This window comes from Pseudomonas sp. BR20 (assembly GCF_050780135.1).
In the GTDB taxonomy this organism is placed as follows: Bacteria; Pseudomonadota; Gammaproteobacteria; order Pseudomonadales; family Pseudomonadaceae; genus Aquipseudomonas.
Genome location: NZ_CP172012.1, coordinates 4,891,016 through 4,915,554 on the forward strand (window position 1 = coordinate 4,891,016; position 24,539 = coordinate 4,915,554).

Below are 24,539 nucleotides of genomic sequence, written 5' to 3' on the forward strand. Positions count from 1 at the left end.
CGCCCTTCGCGGAGGCTGACATGCAAGACGACGATTTTTCCCTGTTCAAAAACGAGCTGCGCGGCGTCAAGCCGATCAAGCACGACCGCGCCGACACCGGCAAACCCAAGGCCGACCGCGCGCAGATCGCCAAGTTGCGCCAGGCCGCGACCGTGCGCACCGACGCCACTACCGTCGATGGCCTGTCGGACCAGTTCGTGATTGACGTCGGCCCCGAAGATGAGCTGATGTGGGCCCGCGACGGCGTACAGGAAAGCCAGATGCGCAAGCTCAAGGTCGGTCAGATCCCGTTCGAAGGCAGCCTCGACCTGCACGGCATGAACGTGGAGAAAGCCCGGGAAACCCTGTGGGCCTTCCTCGCCGAAGCCACCAAATTCGAAATCCGCTGCGTGCGCGTCACCCACGGCAAGGCGGTGCGGTTGGACGGCAAGAAGCCCATGATCAAGAGTCACGTCAACACCTGGCTGCGCCAGCATGCCCAGGTGCTCGGCTTTACCTCGTGCCAGGCACGCCACGGTGGGGCGGGGGCGGTGTATGTGATGCTCAAGCGCACGATGATGGAAGGGCGCGACGAGTAACAAGTGCCATCGTCAGGCTTGCAGCGATGTGTCGGCCACCGTAACCTTGCGCTTTGCGAAAATCCCACAGGTAGTTTCATGTCCCTGGAACAGAATTACACCGCGATTCTCGGCCAACTCGGCGAGGACGTTTCCCGCGAGGGCCTGCTCGACACGCCTAAGCGTGCCGCCAAGGCGATGCAGTACCTTTGCCGCGGCTATGAACAGACGCTCGAAGAAGTCACCAACGGTGCCTTGTTCAGCTCCGACAACAGCGAAATGGTGCTGGTCAAGGACATCGAGTTGTACTCGTTGTGCGAACATCACCTGCTGCCGTTTATCGGCAAGGCGCATGTGGCGTATATCCCGAGCGGCAAAGTGCTGGGCCTGTCGAAGGTCGCGCGGATTGTCGACATGTATGCGCGCCGCCTGCAGATCCAGGAAAACCTCAGCCGCCAGATCGCCGACGCGGTGATGCAAGTGACCGGCGCCCTGGGCGTGGCCGTGGTGATCGAAGCCAAGCACATGTGCATGATGATGCGCGGTGTGGAGAAACAGAATTCGTCGATGATCACGTCGGTGATGCTGGGTGAGTTCCGCGAAAATGCGGCCACCCGCAGCGAATTCCTCAGCCTGATCAAGTAATAGGCTGCGTAGAAAAACACCGGCGTTCATCGCCGGTTTTTTTTCGCCTGCAGAATTAAGGTAAGCTGCGGCCCCTTCTTCATGGGCAAGAGGTTTCAGCCATGTTCGTCAAAGCACTTCGAGTGGGCCTCGGCCACGTCATCATCGCCGGCGACTTACTTACCCGTCCGCGCAAAAAGCAGCGCCCTGCCGAACAACAGGCGCAGGTGAACGCAGCGGCCAAGGACCTGACCCTGTATCAATTCCACGCCTGCCCGTTCTGCGTGAAGACCCGCCGCACCCTGCACCGCCTGAATGTGCCGGTGGCGCTGAAGGATGCGAAGAACAACGAGCAGGACCGCCAGACCCTGCTGGAGCAAGGTGGCAAGATCAAGGTGCCGTGCCTGCGCATCGAAGAGAATGGCCAGACCACCTGGATGTATGACTCCAAGGTGATCATCGATTACCTGGACAAGCGTTTCGCTGCGGTCTGACAGACCTGCTGAGATCCAATGTGGGAGGGAGCTTGCCACCTCCCACATTCAGTTCGGTGTTGGCAAATCCAGGTCCAACTCAAGCAGCGCCGAGCCGAGGCACTTGCCATGAGCATCCAGCGCCAGCGAACGGGTTACGCCGCCGCGCAATATCCCCGGCAGTACGAAGTTCAGCGCTTGCACGTTGGGCAGTTCATAACGCCGTACCGGCGCAGCGCCAGGCTCCAGCAAGCCTGCAAAAAACTCGGCCACGCGCTCGACCGTGAGCTGCTCACGCAGCAACGGATAATCCTCGACGCGATAGGCGATGATCGAGATGTTCGAGGTGTCGCCCTTATCGCCGGTACGGGAATGGGCCAGCGTGTGCAGTTTCATGCTTCGATCCTCGGGTTGACCGCGGCACGGGGCAGCAGCAACGACGCCACCGCCACCACCTGCCGTACGCTTTTACTCGCACCACCGCCACCGGACGGGCCGTTGGTGTAAAGGGTTTCCACTTCATTGCCGACCCGCACCGCTTCGCTGCGGTCTTCACAGCGGGCAGCCACACGCAGGCGTACTTCCCAGGGCTCTACGCTGCTGCGTGGACCGTGCAGCGAGTCCATGCCGATCAGTTCGGCGCGTACGTCCTGCATCTTCACGCCCATCAGTTCCAAACGCTTGAGTACGACATCCCGCGCCAGCTGTGCCCGTGCGACCGCGCCGGGGCCGCCGTAGGACATCTGCCCTTCGCCAATCCAGCCATCCAGGTAACCAACGCTCACCTTCAACTGCTCAGGCCGTGCGCGACCACTCGCCCCCTGGGCGCGAACGCGATCAACAGCCTCTTCGACGAACCCCACCTGGGAGAAGTCGGCCGTCACGTCAGGCGTCAAATACGCAGAGGGGTCATGCACTTCGTAGATCAGTTGTTCTGTGCAAGTAGCACGGCTGACCCGCCCGCCGGAGCCCGCAACCTTGGTAATCACGGCCTCACCGGCAGCATCGATCTCGGCCAACGGGAAACCCAGGCGCGCAAGATCGTCCACGTCCTTGAAACCGGGATCGGCAAAATAACCACCGCTGACCTGCCCGGCACACTCCAGCAAATGCCCGACCAACGTGCCGCGCCCCAGGCGCTGCCAGTCGTCCGCCGCCCAGCCGAACTCAAACATCTGCGGGGCGAGGAACAGCGACGGGTCGGCCACCCGCCCGGTGATCACCACATCGGCGTCGGCGCGCAAGGCATCAAGAATGCCGTCGACGCCCAGGTAGGCATTCGCGGAAATCAGGCGCTTGCCGAGTGACCCCACGGTCTGGCCGTTATTCAGCAATTGCTCGGGCCGCAAGACCGCCAACACATCATCGCCCACCACGGCCACAACCTTGAGGTGCAGGCCCAGCTCCGTGGCGATACGGCGCACTTCAACGGCGGCCGACACCGGGTTGGCCGCGCCCATATTGGTGATCACCCGCAGGCGGCGGCGCCCTTCATGGCGGCCGACGTAAGGCAGCACACGCTGCATGCGCTCACTGAGCAGCGGGTCATAACCACCCTGTGGGTCGCTGATTCGCGCCTGCTGCGCCAGGGCGATGGTGCGTTCGGCCAGGCACTCGAACACCAGGTAATCCAGGTCGCCCCGCTCGGCCAATTCCACGGCAGGTTCGATACGGTCGCCGGAATAGCCGGCGCCGGAACCGATGCGCAAGGTTTTCATCTCAAATCACTCCCAGGAGCAACGCGGTCAGGGTCATCAACACCGACGCGGCAAACAGAAAAGGGATGGTGAAGCGCTGGTGATCGGCCAATTCGATCTTGCACAGGCCCACCAACAGGAAGGTCGCCGGGGTCAGCGGGCTGACCGGGAAACCGGTGGTGTGTACACCCAGCAACGAGGCCTGGGCCACTTGCAGTGGGTCGACGCCCAGCGCCTTGCCGACTTCGGCGATCACCGGCATCACGCCGAAATAGTAAGAGTCGGGGTCGAACAGCATGCTCAGCGGCATGGACAGGAAGCCCACCACCGCCGGGATCAGCTTGCCGTGGCCGGCCGGAATCTGCGCCACCGCCACTTCAGCGATGGCCTTGAGCATGCCCGTGCCTTGCATGATGCCGGTGAACACCCCGGCGGCGAGCAGGATACTGGCCATGGTCAGGGCGGTTTTCGCATGGGCATCGATGCGTGCGCGCTGGGCGTCCACGTTCGGGTAGTTGATGCACAGCGCTACCACGGTGCCAAGCATGAACATCACCACCGGGTCGACCCAGCCGGCGATCATCACCACCATGACCAGCACGGTCAGGATCAGGTTGACCCAGAACAGGCGTGGGCGGCGCAGCTTGATGTCGTCGTCGCTGAGCACCCGTTGCGGCACGGCATCCACGCTGGAGCCGGCGCCCAGGCCCAGGCGTTTTTCTTCACGCCGACCGAGCCACCAGGCGCAGGCAAAAACAAAGATCAGGCCGACGATCTGCACCGGGATCAGCGGCTGGAACAGGTCCGCCACCGGTACATGCAAGGCCGCCGAAGAGCGCAGCACCGGGCCGGTCCACGGCAGGAAGTTGACCCCGGCCGCCATCGCGCAAACACAGGCGAGGATGCGTTTGTCGATGCCCAGCCGCGTATACAACGGCAGCATCGCCGGCACCGTCACCAGAAAGGTCACCGCGCCGGAACCGTCCAGGTGCACCAGCAGGGCGAGGGTCGCGGTACCGACGACAATCCGTGTAGGACGTGTCCCTACCGTGCGCAGGATGCGATCAATGATGGGGTCGAGCATCCCGGCATCGGTCATGATCCCGAAAAACAGGATCGCGAACACAAACATGCCCACCACAGGGGCGACGTTCTTGATGCCGGTAATGATGAAGGCACTGGTTTGCAGGCCGAACCCACCGAGCAGCGCGGCGATGATCGGCAAGGCGATCAGGGCCACCAGTGGCGAGAGGCGTTTGCTCATGACGGCAGCGAGCAGGCACAGGATGGTAATGACACCCAGGGTAGCGAGCATGGGTTACTCCAGAGCGGCCTTGGTGGCCGGTTATTGTTTTCCCTGGAGTATTGGAAGCGCGTTAGTCTTTGTAAATTGGAATGTTCAGCCAGTCATATTCGTAAAAACAAAACGCTCGAGAAAAACAACAATGAAAAATTCGATCCAGCATATTCAAGCGTTCCTTGCGGTGGCCCGTACCGGCAGCTTTACCAAGGCCGCCCATGAGCTGCATCTTTCTCCTTCGGCACTCACCGTGCAGGTGCAACAACTCGAAGACTGGCTCGGCGTCGCCCTGCTCGACCGCAGCCCCCGGCATGTGAGCATCACCGCTGCCGGTCAGGACGCGCGCGGGCCGATGGAAAAGCTGCTGCTGGACCTGGACAACATCGTCACCGGCTCCCGCGACCTCGCGGCCTTGCGCCGTGGCGTGGTCACCCTCGCGGCCCTGCCTTCGGTCTGCGCAGGCGCCCTGCCCCCGGCCCTGCGCCGGTTTCGCGAGCGTTTTGCCGGGATCGAGGTGCGTTTGCAGGACCTGGTGGCCCACCGTATTCATGCCCAGGTGCGCGCAGGCGAAGTGGATTTTGGTATTGGCGTACGGGCGCGGCTAAGCCATGGCCTGGAGTTCGTGCCGGTGCTGAACGATCGATTGTGTGCATTTGTGCCCCTGGACCACCCCCTCGCCCATCATCGCCAATTGACCCTGGAGCAACTGGCGGACCAACCGATCATCCTCACCGGCCGCGACAGCAGCGTGCGCGAGCAGGTGGACGCGTTGTTTGACGAAACGCGGCTGACGATGAATGCCGGGATGGAGGCCAACTACATGTCGACGGTGCTGGCGTTGGTGCGCCAGGGCCTGGGGATCAGTGTGCTGCCGGAGTCGGCGGCGGACAGCCTGGCGGGGTTGAAGCGCATCGACATTGACCATCCTGGGGTGAACCGGGAGATCGGGTTGATCAGTCGCAGCGGCATGGGCCTGAGCCCGGCGGCGCAGCGCTGTTTTGACCTGCTGAATGATGAATTATCTAACACGCCATCGAGCTGAATGTGGGAGGGGGCAAGTCGAATCGTCGCACCGCCCTCCCACATTTTTTGACCGCGGTGATCAGTCGAGCATCGCCACATGCTTGGGATGGCTGGCCACACGCTTCAACCACGCCTGCACCGCCGGGTAAGGCGCCAGGTCAAACCCCCCTTCATGGGCCACATGGGTGTAGGCATACAGCGCAATATCGGCAATCGAATACTGGTCGCCCACCAGGTAAGGCGTGGCCTGCAACTGACGCTCCATCACCCGCAAGGCCTTGTAACCGCCCTTGTGGGTGGTCTTGTATTCCTCCAGGCGATCTTCCGGCATGTTCAGGTAAAACTGGATAAACCGCGCCACTGCAATGTACGGCTCGTGGCTGTACTGCTCGAAGAACTGCCATTGCAGCACTTGGGTGCGCAGGCGCGGCTCGGTAGGCAGGAACTCGCTGCCATCGGCAAGGAAGTTGAGGATCGCGTTGGACTCCCACAGGCAGGTGCCGTCTTCCAGTTCCAGCACCGGGATCTTACCGTTGGGGTTCTTGGCCAGGAATTCAGGGGTCTCGGTATCGCCGTTGAGGATGTCGATATCCACCCATTGATACGGGATGCCCAGCAGGTTGAGCATCAATTTGACCTTGTAGCAGTTGCCCGACTTGTAATCGCCATAAACCTTGTACATGGGGCTCCCCTTATGCCGCTTGCGCGTGCTGTGCTTGACGGACCACTGCGGCCAGGCGTTTGAGCCCTTCGTCCAGGCGGGCCGGGTCGATGTGGCTGAAGTTGAGTCGCAGTGAGCCTAAATGCTGGTCCGGCTCGGAAAAGAACGGTTCACCGGGCATGAACGCGACGTCCTGATCGAGCGCAGGAGCCAACAAGGTGCGGGTATCGAGCGGCTGTTTCAAGGTCAGCCAGAAGAATAATCCGCCCTGGGGCACTTGCCAGTCGGCCAGATCGGCGAAGTGACGCGCCAGTGCAACCTGGAATGCATCGCGGCGCTCGCGGTAGAAACTGCGCAGTTCCACCAGGTGCTGCTGGTATTTCTGCGTGGCGATCCACTGCATGGCCTGCCACTGGCCGACGCGATTGGTGTGCAGGTCCGCCGACTGCTTGAGCTTGAGCAAGTGCGGGAACAGGTCGGGGCTGGCGATCAGGTAGCCCACGCGCAGGCCGGGCAGCAGGGTCTTGGAGACCGTGCCGGTGTAGATCCAGCTGGCTTTTTTCAAGCGGCCGACGATGGGCTGCGCACTGCCGCCGTCGAAGGTCAGCTCGCGATAGGGTTCGTCTTCGATCAGGGTCACGCCGAACTCGTCGAGCAAGGCGGCGACGGCCTCGCGCTTGGCTTCGCTGTAGCGCACGGCCGAAGGGTTCTGGAACGTCGGGATCAGGTAGATGAACGCCGGGCGATGGCGCTCAAGGTTGGCGCGCAGGCTGGGCAGGTTGGGGCCATCGGCTTCCAGTTGCACGGTGAGACAGTCGGCGCCGAACAGCTGGAAGATCTGCAACGCAGCGAGGTAAGTCGGGCCTTCCAGCAGGATTTGGGTGCCTTTGTCGATATACAGCTTGGCCGCCAGGTCCAGGGTTTGCTGGGAACCGCTGACCACCAGTACCTGGCTGGCCTGGCACGGCACACCCAACGCACGCGCCTCGGCGGCGAGCAGTTCGCGCAACTGCGGCTCACCTTCGCTCATGCCGTATTGGCCGATATTCAGCGGCATATCATCCCAGTCCAGCGCCGGCAGCATGGCTTCGGCCGGCAGGCCACCGGCAAACGACATCACTTCCGGGCGCTGGGCGGCCGCGAGGATTTCACGGATCAAGGAGCTTTTGAGGCGCGTAACACGTTCAGAGAAGGCCATAAGGTCACCGCTAGCGAAGCCTGTGGGAAATACGTCAAACTGGTTGACCGAAATTACGTCAGCTTGAGTGGATACGTCAACATGCTTGACCTTAAAAACCAAAACAGCCAGCAACAAGCCATGGAAGCGTTCTTCTTCGGTTACCAGGCGTTCACTGCCAAGGCCGATGAAATGCTTGAGCGCCGTGGGCTGAGCCGGGTGCACCAGCGCATCGTGTTTTTTATCGCGCGCTACCCGGCGTTGAGCGTCAAGGAACTGCTGGAATTGCTCGGTGTGAGCAAGCAGGCGCTGAATATGCCGCTACGCCAATTGCAGGAAATGCACTTGGTGGACAGCGTTGCGTCGGAGACCGACAAGCGCAAACGCCTGCTGGAATTGACCGAGGAAGGCCTGCGTTTCGAGCAGTCGCTGCGCCGTGAACAGGTGAAGTTGTTGCGACGCGCCTTCGCCGAAGCTGGGGAAGAAGCGGTGACGGGCTGGCTGGCGGTAAATCAGGCACTTGCAGGCCAGCCTTGATCCCGGTGGCGAGTGAGCGTTGCCTTTCATCCTTTTCATACAGAAAATAGAAAACATTATTTGCTTTCTTTGTATACAAAAGCATAATTCGCTTCGTGCGAGTTCCTGACCTTTCAGTCAACAAAACCCGCCGGTACCTCACAGCGCACCGCGCTGGACATAACAATAAAATGCTTGAGGAGTACTCGCTGTGGATAGCCGCAAATCCGAAGCCCCGACGCTGGACCTTGCCCCCTCACAGAACGGCTGGCTGGAACGCCTGTTCAAACTGCGCTTGCATGGCACCACAGTGAAGACCGAGCTGATCGCCGGCCTCACCACCTTCATCACCATGGCCTACATCATCTTCGTCAACCCCAATATCATGGCCGACGCCGGCATCGATCACGGCGCTGCGTTCGTCGCCACCTGCATCGCCGCCGCGCTGGGGTGCCTGTTGATGGGCCTGTACGCCAACTGGCCGGTGGGCCTGGCGCCGGGCATGGGGCTGAATGCGTTTTTCACCTACACCGTGGTCGGCACCATGGGCTACCACTGGGAAACCGCGCTGGGTGCGGTGTTTATTTCCGGGGTGCTGTTCATGGGCCTGACGCTCTCCCGGGTGCGCGAATGGCTGCTCAACAGCATTCCGGTGAGCCTGCGCCACGCCATGGGCGCCGGCGTCGGGTTGTTCCTCGGGGTGATCGGCCTGAAAACCGCTGGCATTATCGTCGACAGCCCGGCCACGCTGATCAAGCTCGGTTCGCTGCACGAGCCGGCGCCGCTGCTGGCGGCGGTGTGTTTCCTGTTGATCGCGATCCTCAGCTACCACCGGGTGTTCGGCGCGATCCTCATCAGCATCATCGCCGTGACCCTGGCTGGTTGGGGTCTCGACCTGGTGCATTACAATGGCATTCTCTCCACGCCACCGAGCCTGGCGCCGACCTGGATGGCCATGGACATAAAAGGTGTATTCAATGTCAGCATGATCAGCGTGGTATTTGCCTTCCTGTTTGTGCACATGTTTGACACTGCGGGTACACTGATGGGCGTTGCGCAACGCGCCGGGCTGGTGAATGCCGACGGCAAGATCGATAACCTGTCCCGCGCCCTCAAGGCCGACAGCGCTTCGAGTGTGTTCGGCGCCATGGTGGGCGTGCCGCCGGTGACCAGCTACGTGGAAAGCGCTGCCGGTGTTGCCGCAGGGGGCCGTACCGGGTTGACGGCGGTAACCGTCGGCGTGTTGTTTGTAGCGGCGATGTTTTTCGCGCCGCTGGCGGGGATGATTCCGGCCTATGCCACCGCAGGCGCGCTGATCTACGTGGCGATGCTGATGATGGCGAGCATGGCCCACATCAATTGGGATGAGGCCACCGACAGCATCCCGGCCATCGTGACCGCGATCATGATGCCCCTGACCTTCTCGGTCGCCGACGGTATCGCCCTGGGCTTTATCACCTATGTGGCGCTCAAGGCCGGTACCGGCAAGTACCGCGAGATTTCCGTAAGCCTGTGGGTGTTGTGCGCGATCTTTATCGCCAAGTTCGTCTTTCTATAGAAAAGGAGCATGCAATGAGTCTGGAAACCTGGCTGCTGTTCAGCGGCGCTGCGCTGGTGGTGATCCTGATCCCGGGGCCGCTGTCGTTGCTGATGATCAGCAACAGCCTGAACTACGGCCTGCGCCGCTCGTACCCGGCGTTTCTCGGCGGAGTGATCGCCTCGATCTGCCTGCTGAGCGCGTCGGCCCTGGGCCTGGGCGCATTGCTGCTCGCTTCGGAACAACTCTTCAGCGCGTTGAAGATTGTCGGTGCGCTGTACCTGTTCTACCTCGCCTGGCAGAGCTGGCAGCAATCGCGCCTGCCGTCCCAGGGCGCGAAGGTTCCGGAAGCGGCCCCGGTGCCGCGTTTTCGCGCGCTGTTCGGTCGCGCCTTTGTACTGGGGGCCAGCAATCCCAAGGACATCCTGTTTTTCGCCGCCTTCCTGCCGCAATTCCTCAGTAGCCAGCAACCCTTCCTGCCGCAATTGCTGATCATGATCGCCACCTGGACCCTGCTCGACCTGCTGTGCAAGCTGGCCTATGGCCTGGGCGCCCATGGGGCTGCGCGGTACCTGCGCAGCGGTTCGGGCCAGAGCTGGTTCAACCGTGTCAGTGCCGCCCTGTTCGGCTGTGCCGGCGTCGCCTCGCTGATCAAAGTCAGAGCGGGCTCACTTTGACAAAGTAAACCGTGGGCAGCACGTTCCCCAGGCTGGGCCATTGAACGCCGGTGACGATCCGGACCAGGCGTTGTTCATCCAGAGCCCCCTGGACCGTCGCGGCCAGCACGGAATCCTTATGGGATTGGATTGCCGTGTTGAGCCACTTATCCGAGAGTTTCGTTTTCAACTGAATGGCCCCTCGCTCAAGCCATTGGTACGTCATGTAGTACAGATGGTTCGAACGGGGATGAGTCGCTATCAATTCATTCGGACGTATCGTTCCGCGCCGCACCTGCCATTCGTGAAGACTGAAGCCCTGCCCTTCCAGCACGGCCTTGACTGCCGCTTGCTGCGCGGTACTGCGCTGCGGCGCGAATTGCTTGCTCTCGGTTCTGAGCCTCGGCTCCAACGTTGCATCCGGCCTGAAATCGACACGGGTAAAGCCGGGCGCCTTGCCTTCGTAACCGATAAGTAAATTGGCGCCCCTCCTTTCAGTGGGCCGCAACAACTTCAGTAAATCATCCGTCTGGCCAAGTCTCACGGGGTTTGGGGTCAACCAGTCGTCCAGCGTTGCACGCAGGTTAAGCAAATGACTGGCCGTTACCGAGCGAGAAGCGTCTGCCAACTCAATGACCCTTGCGAGCGCAAACTCCCGGCTCTTGCTGGTCATGGTCGGAAAAGCCCTGCCGATCAGTGGCTCGAGCGGCCCATCGAAGAGCGGCGCATGCAACTGCCATTGACCCGATGAAGTGCGCGAGACCGGAATCGGCTGCTCACGAAGCGCTGTACCTGTCCAACGCTCGATGTCTACGTGAGCCTTTGAAACCAGCGGTTCGTTCCTGGCGATAAACGCGATGTTGTCCAATGGCGCATGCTCGCCTTGGTGCAGCAACCGGTAATAGCCGATTCCCGAGTGCGTTGGCGTGTCATACCTCGGCCCCACGTAGATGGCATCGTAGGGAAACCCTGGAGCTTCCTGATGAAGATGAAACACACCGGAAGCCGAGCTACCCAATGATTGATTCTCGGGCACCCGGATTCGCCAGTCGGACCAATAATTGGCCGGCGCGGATGACTGGCGAATGCGATTTTCCGTCGCATTGCGCGCAATGGGGGGGTGCCAGTCAGCCGGCTGGGCGAGCGCTCGCAACGGGCTCAGTACCCCCGAACTCGGTCCGGCCACGGGTGCATCTGCCCCAAGCAGCCATTCACCGGGGGAATAAATCGTCAGAATCAACTCATCCGCCCCAGGTGTCGTCTTGTTCTTCAGGCGAAAGAACCCCTCATCGCCACGGCGGTATACGGGGAAGTGATGCGTACCTTCGACAATGAAATGCTCGCCGCGCGCAACGTAAATGCCCTGCTCGCCCAGCCCGCTCAACGCGACGGCGTCCGCTGGCACACCCTGGCCCCTGAAGCCCTCCACGGTCTTGAGCCGGGTTACCATCGATGGCGACTTGGGCAGGCGGGAAACCCGGCCGGGCTGGATGGCCGCCGAGCGGTGGATACGATTCAAGCCGACATCGAGCGAACGCCGCCATGGACGAACCACAGCGCCCGGCTTCGGTTTGGGGCCGGGAACGAAGGTCAGCAAAAGCTCTATGCTCAAGAACAGCGTGCCGAAAACCACATCTACCGCGTCGCGCCCCTCACCACTGTGGTGATAACGCCGCGAGGTCAGTAGCAACTCATACAACTGGTTAACCAACCCGAACAGGGGGGAAAAAACAGATACCAATGCGCGCCGGCGGGTATCCTTTTCCTCTTCCAGCCGCAGCTCTCGGTACTTTTCCAGGGTCTTGCCGGAATTGCTGTTGGCCTGGGCCTGATGGTGCAGGTCCAGTACCCGTGCGTGATACAACAAGGCCCTGGCATCGCAGTGTGAGGTAGGCACCAGGGCCAGCCAGTTCAGGGAATCGCTGGCAATCTGCTCATGGATCTGTTTTTCGATCTCCTCGACAAGCGCAGTGGGCAACCGATGTTTAATGGTGAATGAGCGCACGAACTCGGCGCCGCGCCAGACCCCGTGCGACATCGCATATTCAGGGCTTAGAAAGGCCAGGCCGAACGATACCGGCGCCCCGCCCAGTGGGCCGGGATGATGAGTAATGGCTTCAAACGCCCAGCCGGGCGCGACATGACGGGCCAGTGCCGCAACATTATCAGGCCGCGCGCCCATGCTGTTCAGGTACTCCCTGGCGTGCTGCAGGCTGACATGCTCCGTGAGGTTGACGGTATCCGGCGCAGTCGGCCAGTAGACCACGCAGAGCAGGGAAGACAGGTCGTGGATCACCAGGATTCCGCCGATGTAGCGATCGTGCTGCAGGGTGTGGCCCACCAGATGAACCACGTAGAGTTGCAATTGATGGCCGTTTTTACGCAGGTGTTCGGGAGTTTCCGCCGCCATCGCGGTATTGAAAAGGCTCTGCGCATTCGCTGTCAGCCCCTGTTGAATCGCCGAATACAGATGAACATCGGTGCCGGTCAGCAAAGCGCGCTGGAGCAATTGCGGGACACGCGCGTCACCGTCACTGGACTCACCAGCAGGCGGCGGATAAAAGACCTTGTTGATCAACGCCTCGTAGCGGCCTCCTACATCCAGCGACGACACCATGTTGACCAGATAATGTGTGCCCAGCAGCTGTTTCCAGGCCGCCTGCAGATAGCGCCCGTAGCGGAAACGCCACCAGGTGGGCATCATTTGTGGGTCCAGGTTATGCAGCACCAATTGCAGCAGGCTGAAGGATCTGCGCTGCGTGCTGGGGGTCAGGATCTCGTTGCGGTCCCCCACCGGACAGGCGCTATCCCATCCGCAGAACCGTCCATCGACCTGGTCCGGCAGCTCGATAAAGGGGGTGTCGATGTCCAGTTTCGGATACAGGCCATCCTCGCGCAGGCGGGCGACCAAGGCACTGCGGGCAAAGGTTTGCAGATCAGGCAAACGCCGCCTAAGGCCCTCTTCAAAAGCCCACGTATTGCCCAGGTAGCGGCTCTGCAAATGTTTGAAGCGGTTACGTTGGGCCACTGCCGCCTTGGCCAGCCACAGCGGCAACTTTTTTCTCGCACCTGCGGCTTTACGTACCAGGTCGAAATGCGCCCGTGCTTGAATCAGCGCAGCGTTGACGGGTGCGCTGAGGCCCTCCTCCAACTCGACCGCCAACAACAGGCGGCTCAGTTGGGCATCCTGGGTTTCACTGAAAATACTCGCGCGGTCATTGATACTGCGTTGCAGGCTGACATAGGCCTTGACCAGCCTTTTGAGCGCAAGCAGTACGGGATTGCCCTCGATGGGTTCGTACCCCACCACCAAGGTTTGACGGCCGACATACTCACGTACCGCGTTGCGATCCGGCCGATCGACATAGCGCCATAACATCGACTCATCCCGACTGCCGAGACTGGCCTTGATGCTGCGGGATAACGCCGCCAAGCGGCTAAAGGTGGCCACGCCGCCCTCCCGTCCGAACGCGCAGAGCACCACAGGAGCCCGCTGCCCGTGATCACGGACCGCCGTTGCCAGGGTGACCGCAAACACGCTGTGCAGCGGGTACGTGGCGTCAGTCCCATTGCCCAGCCGCACGCCAAGCACGCGGCAGTCACTGCCCTGGCGCCTGCTGGCCAGCGGCTTGTCCAGCACCTCGACGAGCAGATTCAGAGCGTCGATGCCAATCAACCCGAGTCGGTGCTGTAACTGGATCGCGCAACGCAGCGTGTCAGTCCACGCGCGGATAACCGTGCCCAGGCGTCTCTGTTTTCCGTCGGGACGCGCTTTCCAGAAGGCCGCCTGGAACAGTTGCAACTGCGCATTCTTGAGCAGCGCGCGCAGTGAGTCCGCCGGCCCCTTGCACTGCGCCTCAAGCGCCACGAAGTCTCGAAAGGCCTGCGTGTCTTCCAAGGGATCCTGCGGGTCGAGCAGCGACATCAGGCCTTGTTCATAACGCTTGAGCTGTTGCAGCACGGTGTTCACCGCCAGCGTGGGTGCGGTACTGGCGAAAATGATTTCCTCACGTCGCCGATGCGCATCCCAGCCCTGCAACTCACGGCGAATATTTCCCAGGCGAGCCTTGCCCACCCAGTATTGCCTGCCGCGTTCTATGTAGGTGAGGAAAGGGGCTGCGTTGATCGTCGGTGGCAGGTGCCCGCTGGAAAACACCTGCGCGAGGTTGACCGACACCGCACAGGCCAACTCATTTTCCCATTGCCCCTCCAGCACCGCCTGCGCGCTGAACGTCAATGCATCGCCGCGCAACGCCAAGCCGCGAGCAGCCGCGAGGACAGCGGCGGGCCGGCACACCTCGTGCCGACGCCGCAGTGGCAGGCACTGCCAGAGATGGTCGAACAGCGCGCCATTGATCAGCGCCACCAGGCCACACTGCATGCGAGCAAAGGATGGGTACTCGTAGAACGTGCGATTTGCGCCCGGTAGATACATCACATGGGGCGCCTCCGTCGGGTCGCCCTCACGATAAATATGCAGCGCTCCGGGAATCGGCATCAGCCGTGGCCCCATGCCGGGCCACATCAGCTCACACGCCTGGACGCTGGCCAACGGCCCGCCCGCGCGCTGGCGGGCCTCGACCGTCGGCGCGTCCACCACCGCCTGGACCATTAGTGCCCCGGCGCTCGAGAGCTCGTTCAATTGCCGCGCCACAAAGGCCTGGTCGGCGAACAGCTGCTTGTGCAGTTCAACCCAGCGCTCTTTGCGGGTCAGCCAGGAACCCGGCTCCAATGCCTGCCAATACGCGCCCTGCACCTGGGTAAGCCGTGCCAGCAGATTCAACGCAATGACCCGCCGCAACGCCTCCAGGGGGGTAAACGGCAAACGGCGGGACGGGTCGGCCTTGAGGCTGACGACCGTAAACTGATTGAGGTTGATCGGCACCGACGGCAAGACCAGCAGCCGTAACGCCCGGTCGGTCAAACTGTCGATCTTTTGTGCCGCGGCCGGCGGCTTGGGTTCGGTAAACAGCAGGGTATCGGGGTCCAGATCAAAGGCCTGGCGCAACTCGGCGCGGATTACTCGCAGCACCCTGGGGGCTCTAAGGATCAGTCGCGCCTGGCATTTCGCCGATTCGGCACAACGCAGGTCGACGGCGACGAGCCGATTGATCAAGAGGCTGGGATGAGGACTGGCGTTGATCCGCCGTGTCAGTTCGGTACGCATGGCCTGCAACGCATCGTTGTCAGGTACATCGGAATCGTCAGGTGAGGTCACGGCGGTATCTTCATCGTGGAAAACACCTAGCCTATGCAGCCCATCCCCCCAGGAGGCGCTAGATAATTGAACGCTCTGACATGCAAAAAAAAGCCCGCAGTGTGGGCGGGCGAAAAACCAACGAAGAGCTTTGGGGGTGTGAAGCGAGGTGACGACTCAGCTACCGCGATAGGTGGAGTAGCTGTAAGGCGAAATCAGCAGGGGCACGTGGTAGTGATCCTGCTCGGCGCTGATGCCAAAGCGCAGCACCACGACGTCGAGGAAGGCCGGCTCCGGCAATTGCACGCCACGGGCGCGATAGTAGTCACCGGCGCTGAATTGCAGTTGGTACACGCCACTGCGGTACGCTTCGCCTTGCAACAGCGGCGCGTCACAGCGCCCGTCGCTGTTGGTCACGGCGGTACTCACAAGCTCCAACTGCGCGCCTTCGACGCGGTACAGCTCAACCTGGATGGCGCTGCCGGGGCAGCCGTGGGCTGCGTCCAGCACGTGTGTGGTCAGTCGTCCCATGGGGCGGGGCTCCCTTGCATGAAGTGAAATAGGCTGCACCTATACGGGGCATGAAAAGCCGTTGATGCATCGATTAAGACACTTTTAACAAAAATTGTACACAATAAAAATCACAAAGTTTTGCACACCCTACGGCGGCTCGATCCTCTACGCGATTTCCCAGCAAGCCTTGCTTTATAAAGACCTTTTGTCCGTTTGCTGACCAACTGGGCAAGTTTCTTGCAGTACTAAATTGAGCCAAGCACCTGGAAAAAATGCGGAAATGCAGGCTTACAAAGTGAGCATTAAGTTGTATACAATCAGCCCATCGCTGTGACGCCACCCAGTCTTTCCGCTGGCCGCCACACACTTGCTACCACGAACAAGAAGGAAGACTGCAGTGAGCGCTGACTACCCACGCGACCTGATCGGTTACGGCAGTAACCCTCCTCACCCCCACTGGCCGGGCAACGCACGCATTGCGCTGTCTTTCGTACTCAACTACGAAGAAGGCGGCGAACGCAACATTTTGCATGGCGACAAAGAGTCCGAAGCCTTCCTTTCGGAAATGGTCTCGGCCCAGCCGCTGCAAGGCGAGCGCAACATGAGCATGGAGTCGCTGTACGAATACGGCAGCCGTGCCGGCGTGTGGCGCATCCTCAAGTTGTTCAAGGAATTCGACATTCCGCTGACCATCTTCGCCGTGGCCATGGCGGCCCAGCGCCATCCGGATGTGATCCGCGCCATGGTCGAAGCCGGCCACGAGATCTGCAGCCACGGCTACCGTTGGATCGACTACCAATACATGGACGAGGCCCAGGAGCGCGAGCACATGCTCGAAGCCATCCGTATCCTCACCGAACTGACCGGCGAACGCCCGTTGGGCTGGTACACCGGGCGCACCGGCCCCAACACGCGGCGGCTGGTGATGGAGGAAGGCGGCTTCCTCTACGACTGCGACACCTACGACGACGACCTGCCCTACTGGGAACCCAACACCCCCAACGGCAAGCCGCACCTGGTGATCCCCTACACCCTGGACACCAACGATATGCGCTTCACCCAGGTGCAGGGCTTCAACAAGGGCGATGACTTTTTCGAGTACCTCAAGGACGCTTTCGACGTGCTGTATGCCGAAGGCAGCGAGGCACCGAAAATGTTGTCCATCGGCCTGCACTGCCGCCTGATCGGCCGTCCGGCGCGCCTGGCCGCGTTGAAGCGCTTTATCGAATACGCCAAAGGCCACGACCAGGTGTGGTTCACCCGCCGCGTCGACATCGCCCGCCACTGGCATGACGTACACCCTTTTCAGGGAGCGGCCAAATGAGCACCTTCCAGACCCTGAAACCCTCGACCTTGAGCCGCGACGCCTTCGTCAACGCCTTCGCCGACATCTACGAACATTCGCCGTGGGTGGCCGAAAAGGCCTTCGACCTGGGCCAGGACGACTCGATCGACCAGATCGAAACCCTGCACCAGCGCATGAGCGACATCCTGTTGAGCGCGGATCACGCCAGTCAGTTGGCGTTGATCAACGCTCACCCGGACCTGGCCGGCAAAGCTGCCGTCCAGGGCCAACTCACCCAAGCCAGCACCGATGAGCAAGCTGGCGCGGGGATTCACCACTGCACGGCCGAAGAGTTCTCACGCTTCACCGAGCTGAACGATGCCTATAAGGCCAAGTTCAAGTTTCCCTTCATCATGGCGGTAAAAGGCAGCAACCGGCATCAGATCCTGGCCGCATTCGAAACGCGCATTCACAACTCGGTAGACGCTGAGTTCAACTGCGCACTGGCCGAGATCAACAAGATCGCGTTGTTCCGTTTACTGACCCTCTAAACGACCATCCCCAGCCACTCTATTTAAGGCAGACAAGAAGAATGAAAGCTTACGCCGTACCTTTCGAGAAGTTCGTCAACCTGGCCGACGCCCGCCTGGGCACCAAGATCATCTCCGTGACGGATGACTGGTTCGCCGACGCCAACCGCCTGTTCCAGCCGACCCCGGCCGTGTGGAAGGAGGGCGTTTTCGATGACAACGGCAAGTGGATGGACGGCTGGGAGTCACGCCGCAAGCGCTTCGAAGGCTACGACAGCGCAGTGATCCGCCTGGGCGTACCGGGTTCGATCAAGGGCGTGGACATCGACACTTCATTCTTCACCGGCAACTACCCGCCGTCGGCCTCCCTGGAAGCCTGCTTCCTGGCCTCGGGCGAGCCTGACGACAACACCCAATGGGTAGAAGTCCTGTCGGCCGTCGAGTTGCAAGGCAACAGCCACCACTACCACGAGATCAGCAACGACCAGGCGTTCAGCCACCTGCGTTTCAACATCTACCCGGATGGAGGCGTGGCCCGTCTGCGTGTGTACGGCGTGCCGTTCCGCGACTGGTCTGCAGTGGGCGACAACGAACAGATCGACCTGGCGGCAGCACTGAACGGTGGCCGCGCACTGGCGTGTTCCGACGAGCACTTCGGGCGCATGAGCAACATTCTCAACCCCGGCCGTGGCGTCAACATGGGTGATGGCTGGGAAACCGCCCGCCGTCGCACGCCAGGCAATGACTGGGTGATCGTCGCCCTGGGCCACCCCGGCGAAATCGAGAAGATCATCGTCGACACCCTGCACTTCAAGGGCAACTACCCGGACACCTGCTCGATCCAGGGAGCCTTCGTGAAGGGCGGCACCGACAGCCAGATCGAAACCCAATCGCTGTTCTGGCGCGAACTGCTGCCGGCGCAGAAACTCGAGATGCACGCCGAACACACCTTCGCCGAGCAGATCAAGGCACTGGGCCCGATTACCCACATCCGCTTGAACGTGTTCCCGGATGGCGGTGTGAGCCGCCTGCGTGTACTGGGTAAAGTTTCGAAGTAAGCAGTGAATCCCTGTGGCGAGCGGGCTTGCCCCGCTCGCCACAGGAACTGAATGACACAACACAGAATTCGGATAAGAGACAGCCATGCGCACACTGATGATCGAACCCTTGACCAAAGAAGCCTTCGCCCCTTTCGGAGACGTTATCGAAACCGACGGCAGCGATCACTTCATGATCAACAACGGGTCGACCATGCGCTTTCACAAGCTGGCAACGGTAGAAACCGCACAGCCTGAAGACAACGCGATCATCAGCATCTTCCGCGCCGACGCGCTGGATATGCCGCTGACCGTGTGCATGCTGGAGAGACACCCGCTGGGCAGCCAGGCCTTCATTCCGCTGCTCGGCAACCCCTTTCTGATCGTGGTCGCGCCACTTGGCGATGCACCTGTATCAGGCTTGGTCCGCGCCTTCGTCACCAACGGCAGGCAGGGCATTAATTACCATCGCGGCGTCTGGCACCACCCGGTGCTGACGATCGAAAAGCGGGATGACTTCCTGGTGGTTGATCGCAGTGGCACAGGCAATAACTGCGATGAGCATTTTTTCAAAGAGGATGAGCGGTTGATCCTCGCCCCCCACCAATAAGAGAAGGCCGGATCACCCGACAACAAGGGTGACAGGCGAGAGGTAAAGACTGTGGAAGCACATCTGTTGGAATGGCTGAACCTCAGCGTGCGCTGGGTTCACATGATCACTGGCGTCGCCTGGATCGGCGCTTCGTTCTACTTCGTCTGGCTGGAAAACAACCTCAACCGTGTCAACCCCAAGGACGGCCTGTCCGGTGACTTGTGGGCGATCCACGGTGGCGGTATCTACCACCTGGAAAAATACAAACTGGCCCCGCCGACCATGCCGGACAACCTGCACTGGTTCAAATGGGAGGCCTATTTCACCTGGATGTCGGGCGTCGCGCTGCTGTGCGTGGTGTTCTACCTCAACCCGACGCTGTACCTGCTCGCTCCCGGCAGCAGCCTCAGTGGCAGCGAAGGCGTATTGCTGGGCATCGGCTCACTGTTCGCCGGCTGGTTCATCTACTCCTTCCTCTGCGACTCGGCCCTGGGCAAACGCCCTGCCCTGCTCGGCTTGATCCTGTTCGTACTGTTGATTGCCGCCGCGTACGGTTTCAGCAAAGTGTTCAGCGGCCGGGGGGCGTACCTGCACGTGGGTGCGGTGATCGGCACCATCATGGTCGGTAACGTGTTCCGCATCATCATGCCGGCGCAGCGCGCGTTGGTGGCGGCGATCGCCGAGAACCGCACACCCGATCCGGCCCTGCCGGCCAAGGGTCTGCTGCGTTCACGGCACAACAACTACTTCACCCTGCCGGTGCTGTTCATCATGATCAGCAACCACTTCCCGAGCACCTACGGCAGCCAATACAACTGGCTGATCCTGGCGGGTATTGCGGTGGCGGCGGTGTTGGTGCGGCACTACTTCAACACTCGGCATAACAGCCAGAAGTATGCGTGGACCTTGCCGGTGGGTGCGCTGGCCATGATTTGCCTGGCGTACGTGACCGGGCCCAAGCCGGCCGAACCGATCGCCAAGGCACCTGCGGCCATCGAGTACCAACCGTTGCCGGAAACCGCATTGGGCGGTGGCTTGAAACCTGCCGCGCCTGCGGCGACCGAACCTGCTGCCGCACCTGCGCCCGCCCAGGCGACGATTGATTTCGACAAGGTCCACGGAGTGATCCAGGAACGCTGCGCCGTGTGCCATTCGGCCAAGCCCACCAGCCCGCTGTTCAGCACCGCGCCGGCCGGGGTGATGTTCGACACTCCGGCGCAGATCCAGCAACAGGCGGCACGTATCCAGGCGCAGGCGGTGGCCAGCCAGATCATGCCGTTGGGCAACATCACCCAGATGACCCAGCAGGAGCGGGATTTGATTGGCACCTGGATCAACCAGGGGGCGCGTACCAACTAACAGATTCACATAGTTCCAATGTGGGAGGGGCTTGCCCCCGATAGCGGTGTGTCATTTAAAACATCAGTGACTGAACCACCGCAATCGGGAGCAAGCCCCCTCCCACAGGGGACTGCAGTGATTTAGAGATTGCGTTCCACACAACACAACAATAAAAAGATCCGAGGTGTTGCATGACCGAGTTAGTCGAACCGCAGATTCCTGCCGCGCCCGCCATGGTGCGGCTGCCCCTCTTGCAACTGATTCTGGTAGGCCTGCAACACGTCTTGCTGATGTACGGCGGCGCCGTCGCCGTACCCCTGATCATTGGCCAGGCCGCCGGCCTGAGCCGTGAAGAAATCGCATTTCTGATCAACGCCGACCTGCTGGTAGCCGGCATCGCCACCCTGGTGCAGTCGTTCGGCATCGGCCCGGTGGGCATCCGCATGCCGGTGATGATGGGCGCCAGTTTCGCCGCCGTCGGCAGCATGGTCGCCATGGCCGGCATGCCCGGTATCGGCTTGCAGGGCATCTTCGGCGCCACCATCGCCGCCGGGTTCTTCGGCATGCTGATCGCGCCGTTCATGTCCAGGGTCGTGCGCTTTTTTCCGCCGCTGGTGACCGGCACCGTGATCACCGCCATCGGCCTGTCGCTGTTCCCGGTGGCCGTGAACTGGGCCGGTGGCGGCAGCGCAGCCGCCACCTTCGGCTCTCCGATTTACCTGGCGATTGCCGCCCTGGTACTGGCCACCATTCTGCTGATCAACCGCTTCATGCGCGGCTTCTGGGTGAATATCTCGGTGCTGATCGGCATGGGCCTGGGTTACGCCTTGTGCGGGGCCATCGGCATGGTCGACCTCAGCGGCCTGGCCCAGGCGCCCTGGGTGCAAGTGGTGACGCCGCTGCACTTCGGCATGCCGAAGTTCGAGTTGGCGCCGATCCTGTCGATGTGCCTGGTGGTGGTGATCATCTTTGTCGAATCCACCGGGATGTTCCTGGCGCTGGGCAAGATCACCGGCCAGGACGTCACGCCGAAAATGCTGCGCCGTGGCTTGCTGTGTGATGCCGGTGCGTCGTTCTTCGCCGGTTTCTTCAACACCTTCACTCACTCCTCCTTCGCACAGAACATCGGCCTGGTGCAAATGACCGGCGTGCGTTGCCGCTCGGTGACGATCATGGCCGGTGCCTTCCTGATCGTGCTCAGCCTGCTGCCCAAGGCCGCGTACCTGGTGGCGTCGATTCCGCCGGCGGTGCTCGGCGGTGCGGCGATTGCCATGTTCGGCATGGTGGCGGCCACCGGTATCAAGATTCTCCAGGAGGCCGATATCGCCGACCGGCGCAACCAGTTGCTGGTGGCGGTGAGCATCGGCATGGGCCTGATCCCGGTGGTGCGCCCGGAGTTCTTCGCACAGTTGCCACTGTGGATGAGCCCGATTACCCACAGCGGAATTGCCATGGCCACCCTCAGCGCGCTATCGCTGAATATCCTGTTCAACATTCTCGGCGGCGCTGAGCGCCCCGTAGTCGACCCCGCCCACACCTGAGGCATGCCCCATTGTCGCCCTGTGCGCGCTGTAACGGCGCACTTGAGCCCTGACGTGGGAGCCAGTATTCTCCGCGCCCGCTTGAATCGACGGTTGTTTACCGCCTTGGCGCGGGTCTTGCTGTAGCAATAAAGCTGACCATTCAGACCACTTTTACACCCACCCAAAGGCGCCACACCAGAGCGCCTGTGTAGAAGAAAAACCATAAAACTTTAACTCGGGAGCAACCGAATGAAACCTCTGTTCAAAGGCCTGATGCTGGCGGGATCCCTGCTGGCCGGCGGCCAGGCCGTGGCCGGTGACTTGTTGCAGTGGCAGAACAACAGCCTGACGTATCTGTGGGGCAAGAGCTTTACCGTCAACCCACAGATCCAGCAAACCGTCACGTTCGAACATGCCGATGCCTGGAAGTACGGCGACAACTTCGTCTTCGTCGACCGCATCTTTTACAACGGCAAGGAAGACGGCAACGTCGGCCCAAGCACGTATTACGGTGAGATCAGCCCGCGACTGTCGTTCGGTAAAATTTTCGACCAGGACCTGTCCTTCGGCCCGATCAAGGATGTGTTGCTGGCCTTCACGTATGAGTTCGGCGAAGGCGACAACGAGTCGTACCTGCTCGGCCCTGGCTTTGACCTGAACGTCCCTGGCTTCGACTACTTCCAGTTGAACTTCTACCAGCGCCAGACCGAAGGCAATCGCCCGGGTGACGGTGTGTGGCAGATCACCCCGGTATGGGCGTACACCCTCCCCGTGGGCAACTCCGACATCCTGATCGACGGCTTTATGGATTGGGTGGTGGACAACGACAAGAACGCCCGTGGCACTTACCACGCCAACCTGCACTTCAACCCACAGGTCAAATACGACTTGGGCAAGGCGCTGCATTGGGGCGACAAGCAGTTGTATGTAGGTTTTGAATACGACTACTGGAAGAACAAGTACGGGATCGAGGATTCGGGCGCGTTCAAGACGAACCAGGACACGGCGAGCTTCCTGGTCAAGTACCACTTCTAAAAGCCAATGCAAGACAAATGTGGGAGGGGGCTTGCTCCCGATAGCGAAGTGTCAGTCACTATATTTGTTGACTGACACACTGCTATCGGGAGCAAGCCCCCTCCCACATTCAGATAGGCGGCAGGCGCAGAAACCGCATGATCTCTTCGCGCTTGGCCAGCGCATCTTTCCTGCCCAACTCAATCAACTCGCTGCAATACCCCGCCTCGAACAGCAAGTAACTCAGCACCCCCGCCCCGCTCGTCTTGGTCGCCCCCGGCCCACGCAGGAACAACCGCAACGCCGCCGGCAATTCCTGCCGATGCCTTGCCGCGATTTCATCGATCGGCTGGCTTGGCGCAATCACCAGCACTTCCACCGGTGCCAGGCCACGGGCCGCGCTGTCGGCGGGCTGGTGATGACTGAACTGGTTCAGACGCTCCAGCAGTTCGATATCACTTTCCAGGCTGTCGATGAACGTGCTGTTGAGCATATGCCCACCGATTTGTGCCAGGGTCGGCTCCTGGCCGGTGTAGGTACGTTGCACCGCCGGCTCATTGCCCCGTGGGTTACCGCTGACACCCACCACCAGCACACGGGTCGCCCCCAGGTGCAGCGCCGGGCTGATGGGGGCGGATTGGCGCACCGCGCCGTCGCCGAAATATTCCTGGTCGAGTTTCACCGGGGCGAACAGCAAGGGGATCGCCGAACTGGCCAGCAGGTGATCAACCGTCAGTTGCGTCGGCACGCCGATACGTCGATGGCGCAGCCAGGCATCGATGGTGCCGCCACCCTGATAGAAGGTCACCGCCTGCCCGGACTCATAGCCGAAGGCCGTCACCGCCACGGCGTGCAAATGCTTGTGGCGGATAGCCTCGTCGATGCCGTCCAGGTTCAACCGCTCGTGCAGCAGGTCGCGCAACGGTGAGCTGTTGAGCAACGCCACCGGTACCTGGGCGCCGATGCCCAGCAGGCTGTGGATGAGGAAGCGACTGGCCTGGCGGATCACCCCAGGCCAGTCACTGCGCAGCACCAGGTGGCTGCGAAAGCCCTGCCAGAAGGCCGTGAGGCGCCCGATAGCGGCGGTGAAGTCCATGGCGCCGCTGGCCAGGGTCACCGCATTGATCGCGCCGGCCGAGGTGCCGACGATCACAGGAAAGGGATTGGCTGCTCCCGGCGGCAACAGCTCGGCAATCGCCGCCAACACCCCCACCTGATACGCCGCTCGCGCCCCGCCGCCGGAGAGAATCAAGCCTGTAACCGGTTCAGCTGGGCGCATTGCGTCA

General features: G+C 61.3%; 22 protein-coding genes. 14 read left to right on the top strand and 8 right to left on the bottom strand.

Annotated features, from left to right (window positions below; genetic code table 11):
* Nucleotides 1-20 precede the first annotated feature (20 nt).
* The 3 genes from ACHPFG_RS22475 to ACHPFG_RS22485 all read left to right on the top strand — a co-directional run bounded on the left by ACHPFG_RS22475 (nucleotide 21) and on the right by ACHPFG_RS22485 (nucleotide 1,675).
* Nucleotides 21-578, top strand: a complete 558-nt coding sequence (locus tag ACHPFG_RS22475; RefSeq protein WP_053129354.1) for a Smr/MutS family protein — start codon at nucleotides 21-23, stop codon at nucleotides 576-578.
* 78 nt (nucleotides 579-656) lie between these two features.
* Nucleotides 657-1,202, top strand: coding sequence for a GTP cyclohydrolase I FolE (gene folE / locus ACHPFG_RS22480; protein WP_003442011.1), 546 nt, complete (start codon nucleotides 657-659; stop codon nucleotides 1,200-1,202).
* Between the two features lie 101 nt (nucleotides 1,203-1,303).
* Complete coding sequence (locus ACHPFG_RS22485; RefSeq protein ID WP_065926614.1) at nucleotides 1,304-1,675, top strand: glutathione S-transferase N-terminal domain-containing protein; 372 nt, start codon at nucleotides 1,304-1,306, stop codon at nucleotides 1,673-1,675.
* A 48-nt stretch (nucleotides 1,676-1,723) separates the two neighbouring features.
* Here ACHPFG_RS22485 and ACHPFG_RS22490 read toward each other — a convergent pair whose 3' ends face one another.
* The 3 genes from ACHPFG_RS22490 to ACHPFG_RS22500 are packed head-to-tail and all read right to left on the bottom strand — an operon-like array spanning nucleotide 1,724 to nucleotide 4,666.
* The gene (locus ACHPFG_RS22490; RefSeq protein ID WP_431700468.1) at nucleotides 1,724-2,050 is read right to left on the bottom strand and encodes an AtuA-related protein; all 327 of its coding nucleotides are present in this window, start codon (nucleotides 2,048-2,050) and stop codon (nucleotides 1,724-1,726) included.
* Nucleotides 2,047-3,372, bottom strand: coding sequence for an acyclic terpene utilization AtuA family protein (locus ACHPFG_RS22495; protein WP_431700469.1), 1,326 nt, complete (start codon nucleotides 3,370-3,372; stop codon nucleotides 2,047-2,049). The genes ACHPFG_RS22490 and ACHPFG_RS22495 overlap by 4 nt, the downstream gene beginning before the upstream one ends.
* 1 nt (nucleotide 3,373) lies before the next feature.
* Nucleotides 3,374-4,666 (bottom strand): CitMHS family transporter, encoded by a 1,293-nt coding sequence (locus tag ACHPFG_RS22500; protein WP_065948608.1) that lies wholly within the window; start codon nucleotides 4,664-4,666, stop codon nucleotides 3,374-3,376.
* A gap of 130 nt (nucleotides 4,667-4,796) precedes the next feature.
* On the opposite strand from ACHPFG_RS22500, the gene ACHPFG_RS22505 reads away from it, so the two are divergent.
* Nucleotides 4,797-5,693 (top strand): LysR family transcriptional regulator, encoded by an 897-nt coding sequence (locus ACHPFG_RS22505; protein WP_431700470.1) that lies wholly within the window; start codon nucleotides 4,797-4,799, stop codon nucleotides 5,691-5,693.
* 60 nt (nucleotides 5,694-5,753) lie between these two features.
* Here ACHPFG_RS22505 and ACHPFG_RS22510 read toward each other — a convergent pair whose 3' ends face one another.
* Both ACHPFG_RS22510 and ACHPFG_RS22515 read right to left on the bottom strand, forming a co-directional pair.
* Nucleotides 5,754-6,356 (bottom strand): glutathione S-transferase family protein, encoded by a 603-nt coding sequence (locus tag ACHPFG_RS22510; RefSeq protein WP_131700368.1) that lies wholly within the window; start codon nucleotides 6,354-6,356, stop codon nucleotides 5,754-5,756.
* Between the two features lie 10 nt (nucleotides 6,357-6,366).
* Complete coding sequence (locus ACHPFG_RS22515; RefSeq protein WP_431700471.1) at nucleotides 6,367-7,533, bottom strand: PLP-dependent aminotransferase family protein; 1,167 nt, start codon at nucleotides 7,531-7,533, stop codon at nucleotides 6,367-6,369.
* Nucleotides 7,534-7,614: 81 nt separating this feature from the next.
* On the opposite strand from ACHPFG_RS22515, the gene ACHPFG_RS22520 reads away from it, so the two are divergent.
* The 3 genes from ACHPFG_RS22520 (at nucleotide 7,615) to ACHPFG_RS22530 (ending at nucleotide 10,242) form a co-directional block, all read left to right on the top strand.
* Nucleotides 7,615-8,049, top strand: a complete 435-nt coding sequence (locus ACHPFG_RS22520) for a MarR family winged helix-turn-helix transcriptional regulator (RefSeq protein WP_145336495.1) — start codon at nucleotides 7,615-7,617, stop codon at nucleotides 8,047-8,049.
* A gap of 190 nt (nucleotides 8,050-8,239) precedes the next feature.
* Nucleotides 8,240-9,586, top strand: coding sequence for an NCS2 family permease (locus ACHPFG_RS22525; RefSeq protein WP_145336497.1), 1,347 nt, complete (start codon nucleotides 8,240-8,242; stop codon nucleotides 9,584-9,586).
* A gap of 14 nt (nucleotides 9,587-9,600) precedes the next feature.
* Nucleotides 9,601-10,242: a LysE family translocator gene (locus tag ACHPFG_RS22530; RefSeq protein WP_167656436.1), complete on the top strand. Its 642-nt coding sequence runs from the start codon at nucleotides 9,601-9,603 to the stop codon at nucleotides 10,240-10,242.
* Here the strand turns inward: ACHPFG_RS22530 and ACHPFG_RS22535 are convergent.
* The gene (locus tag ACHPFG_RS22535; protein ID WP_431700472.1) at nucleotides 10,223-15,439 is read right to left on the bottom strand and encodes a dermonecrotic toxin domain-containing protein; all 5,217 of its coding nucleotides are present in this window, start codon (nucleotides 15,437-15,439) and stop codon (nucleotides 10,223-10,225) included. The two genes, ACHPFG_RS22530 and ACHPFG_RS22535, sit on opposite strands and share 20 nt — an antisense overlap.
* Before the next feature lie 156 nt (nucleotides 15,440-15,595).
* Nucleotides 15,596-15,949: a hydroxyisourate hydrolase gene (gene uraH / locus ACHPFG_RS22540; protein ID WP_131700362.1), complete on the bottom strand. Its 354-nt coding sequence runs from the start codon at nucleotides 15,947-15,949 to the stop codon at nucleotides 15,596-15,598.
* 379 nt (nucleotides 15,950-16,328) lie between these two features.
* Here uraH and puuE point away from each other — a divergent pair, with 379 nt between their 5' ends.
* The 7 genes from puuE to ACHPFG_RS22575 all read left to right on the top strand — a co-directional run bounded on the left by puuE (nucleotide 16,329) and on the right by ACHPFG_RS22575 (nucleotide 23,274).
* Entirely contained in the window at nucleotides 16,329-17,255 is a 927-nt protein-coding gene (gene puuE / locus ACHPFG_RS22545) for an allantoinase PuuE (RefSeq protein WP_339542770.1), read from the top strand.
* On the top strand, nucleotides 17,252-17,767 hold the full coding sequence (gene uraD, locus ACHPFG_RS22550) for a 2-oxo-4-hydroxy-4-carboxy-5-ureidoimidazoline decarboxylase (RefSeq protein WP_431700473.1): 516 nt from the start codon (nucleotides 17,252-17,254) through the stop codon (nucleotides 17,765-17,767). Before puuE ends, uraD begins: the two co-directional genes overlap by 4 nt.
* A 41-nt stretch (nucleotides 17,768-17,808) precedes the next feature.
* Nucleotides 17,809-18,804, top strand: a complete 996-nt coding sequence (gene alc, locus ACHPFG_RS22555; RefSeq protein ID WP_092486418.1) for an allantoicase — start codon at nucleotides 17,809-17,811, stop codon at nucleotides 18,802-18,804.
* Between the two features lie 85 nt (nucleotides 18,805-18,889).
* The gene (locus ACHPFG_RS22560; protein WP_027603915.1) at nucleotides 18,890-19,393 is read left to right on the top strand and encodes an ureidoglycolate lyase; all 504 of its coding nucleotides are present in this window, start codon (nucleotides 18,890-18,892) and stop codon (nucleotides 19,391-19,393) included.
* Between the two features lie 51 nt (nucleotides 19,394-19,444).
* Entirely contained in the window at nucleotides 19,445-20,734 is a 1,290-nt protein-coding gene (locus tag ACHPFG_RS22565; RefSeq protein ID WP_053129242.1) for a urate hydroxylase PuuD, read from the top strand.
* 173 nt (nucleotides 20,735-20,907) lie between these two features.
* Nucleotides 20,908-22,257: a nucleobase:cation symporter-2 family protein gene (locus ACHPFG_RS22570; RefSeq protein ID WP_431700474.1), complete on the top strand. Its 1,350-nt coding sequence runs from the start codon at nucleotides 20,908-20,910 to the stop codon at nucleotides 22,255-22,257.
* Nucleotides 22,258-22,488: 231 nt separating this feature from the next.
* On the top strand, nucleotides 22,489-23,274 hold the full coding sequence (locus ACHPFG_RS22575) for an outer membrane protein OmpK (protein ID WP_431700475.1): 786 nt from the start codon (nucleotides 22,489-22,491) through the stop codon (nucleotides 23,272-23,274).
* 109 nt (nucleotides 23,275-23,383) lie between these two features.
* Here ACHPFG_RS22575 and ACHPFG_RS22580 read toward each other — a convergent pair whose 3' ends face one another.
* Nucleotides 23,384-24,532, bottom strand: coding sequence for a patatin-like phospholipase family protein (locus ACHPFG_RS22580; protein ID WP_184743495.1), 1,149 nt, complete (start codon nucleotides 24,530-24,532; stop codon nucleotides 23,384-23,386).
* Between the last annotated feature and the right edge of the window lie 7 nt (nucleotides 24,533-24,539).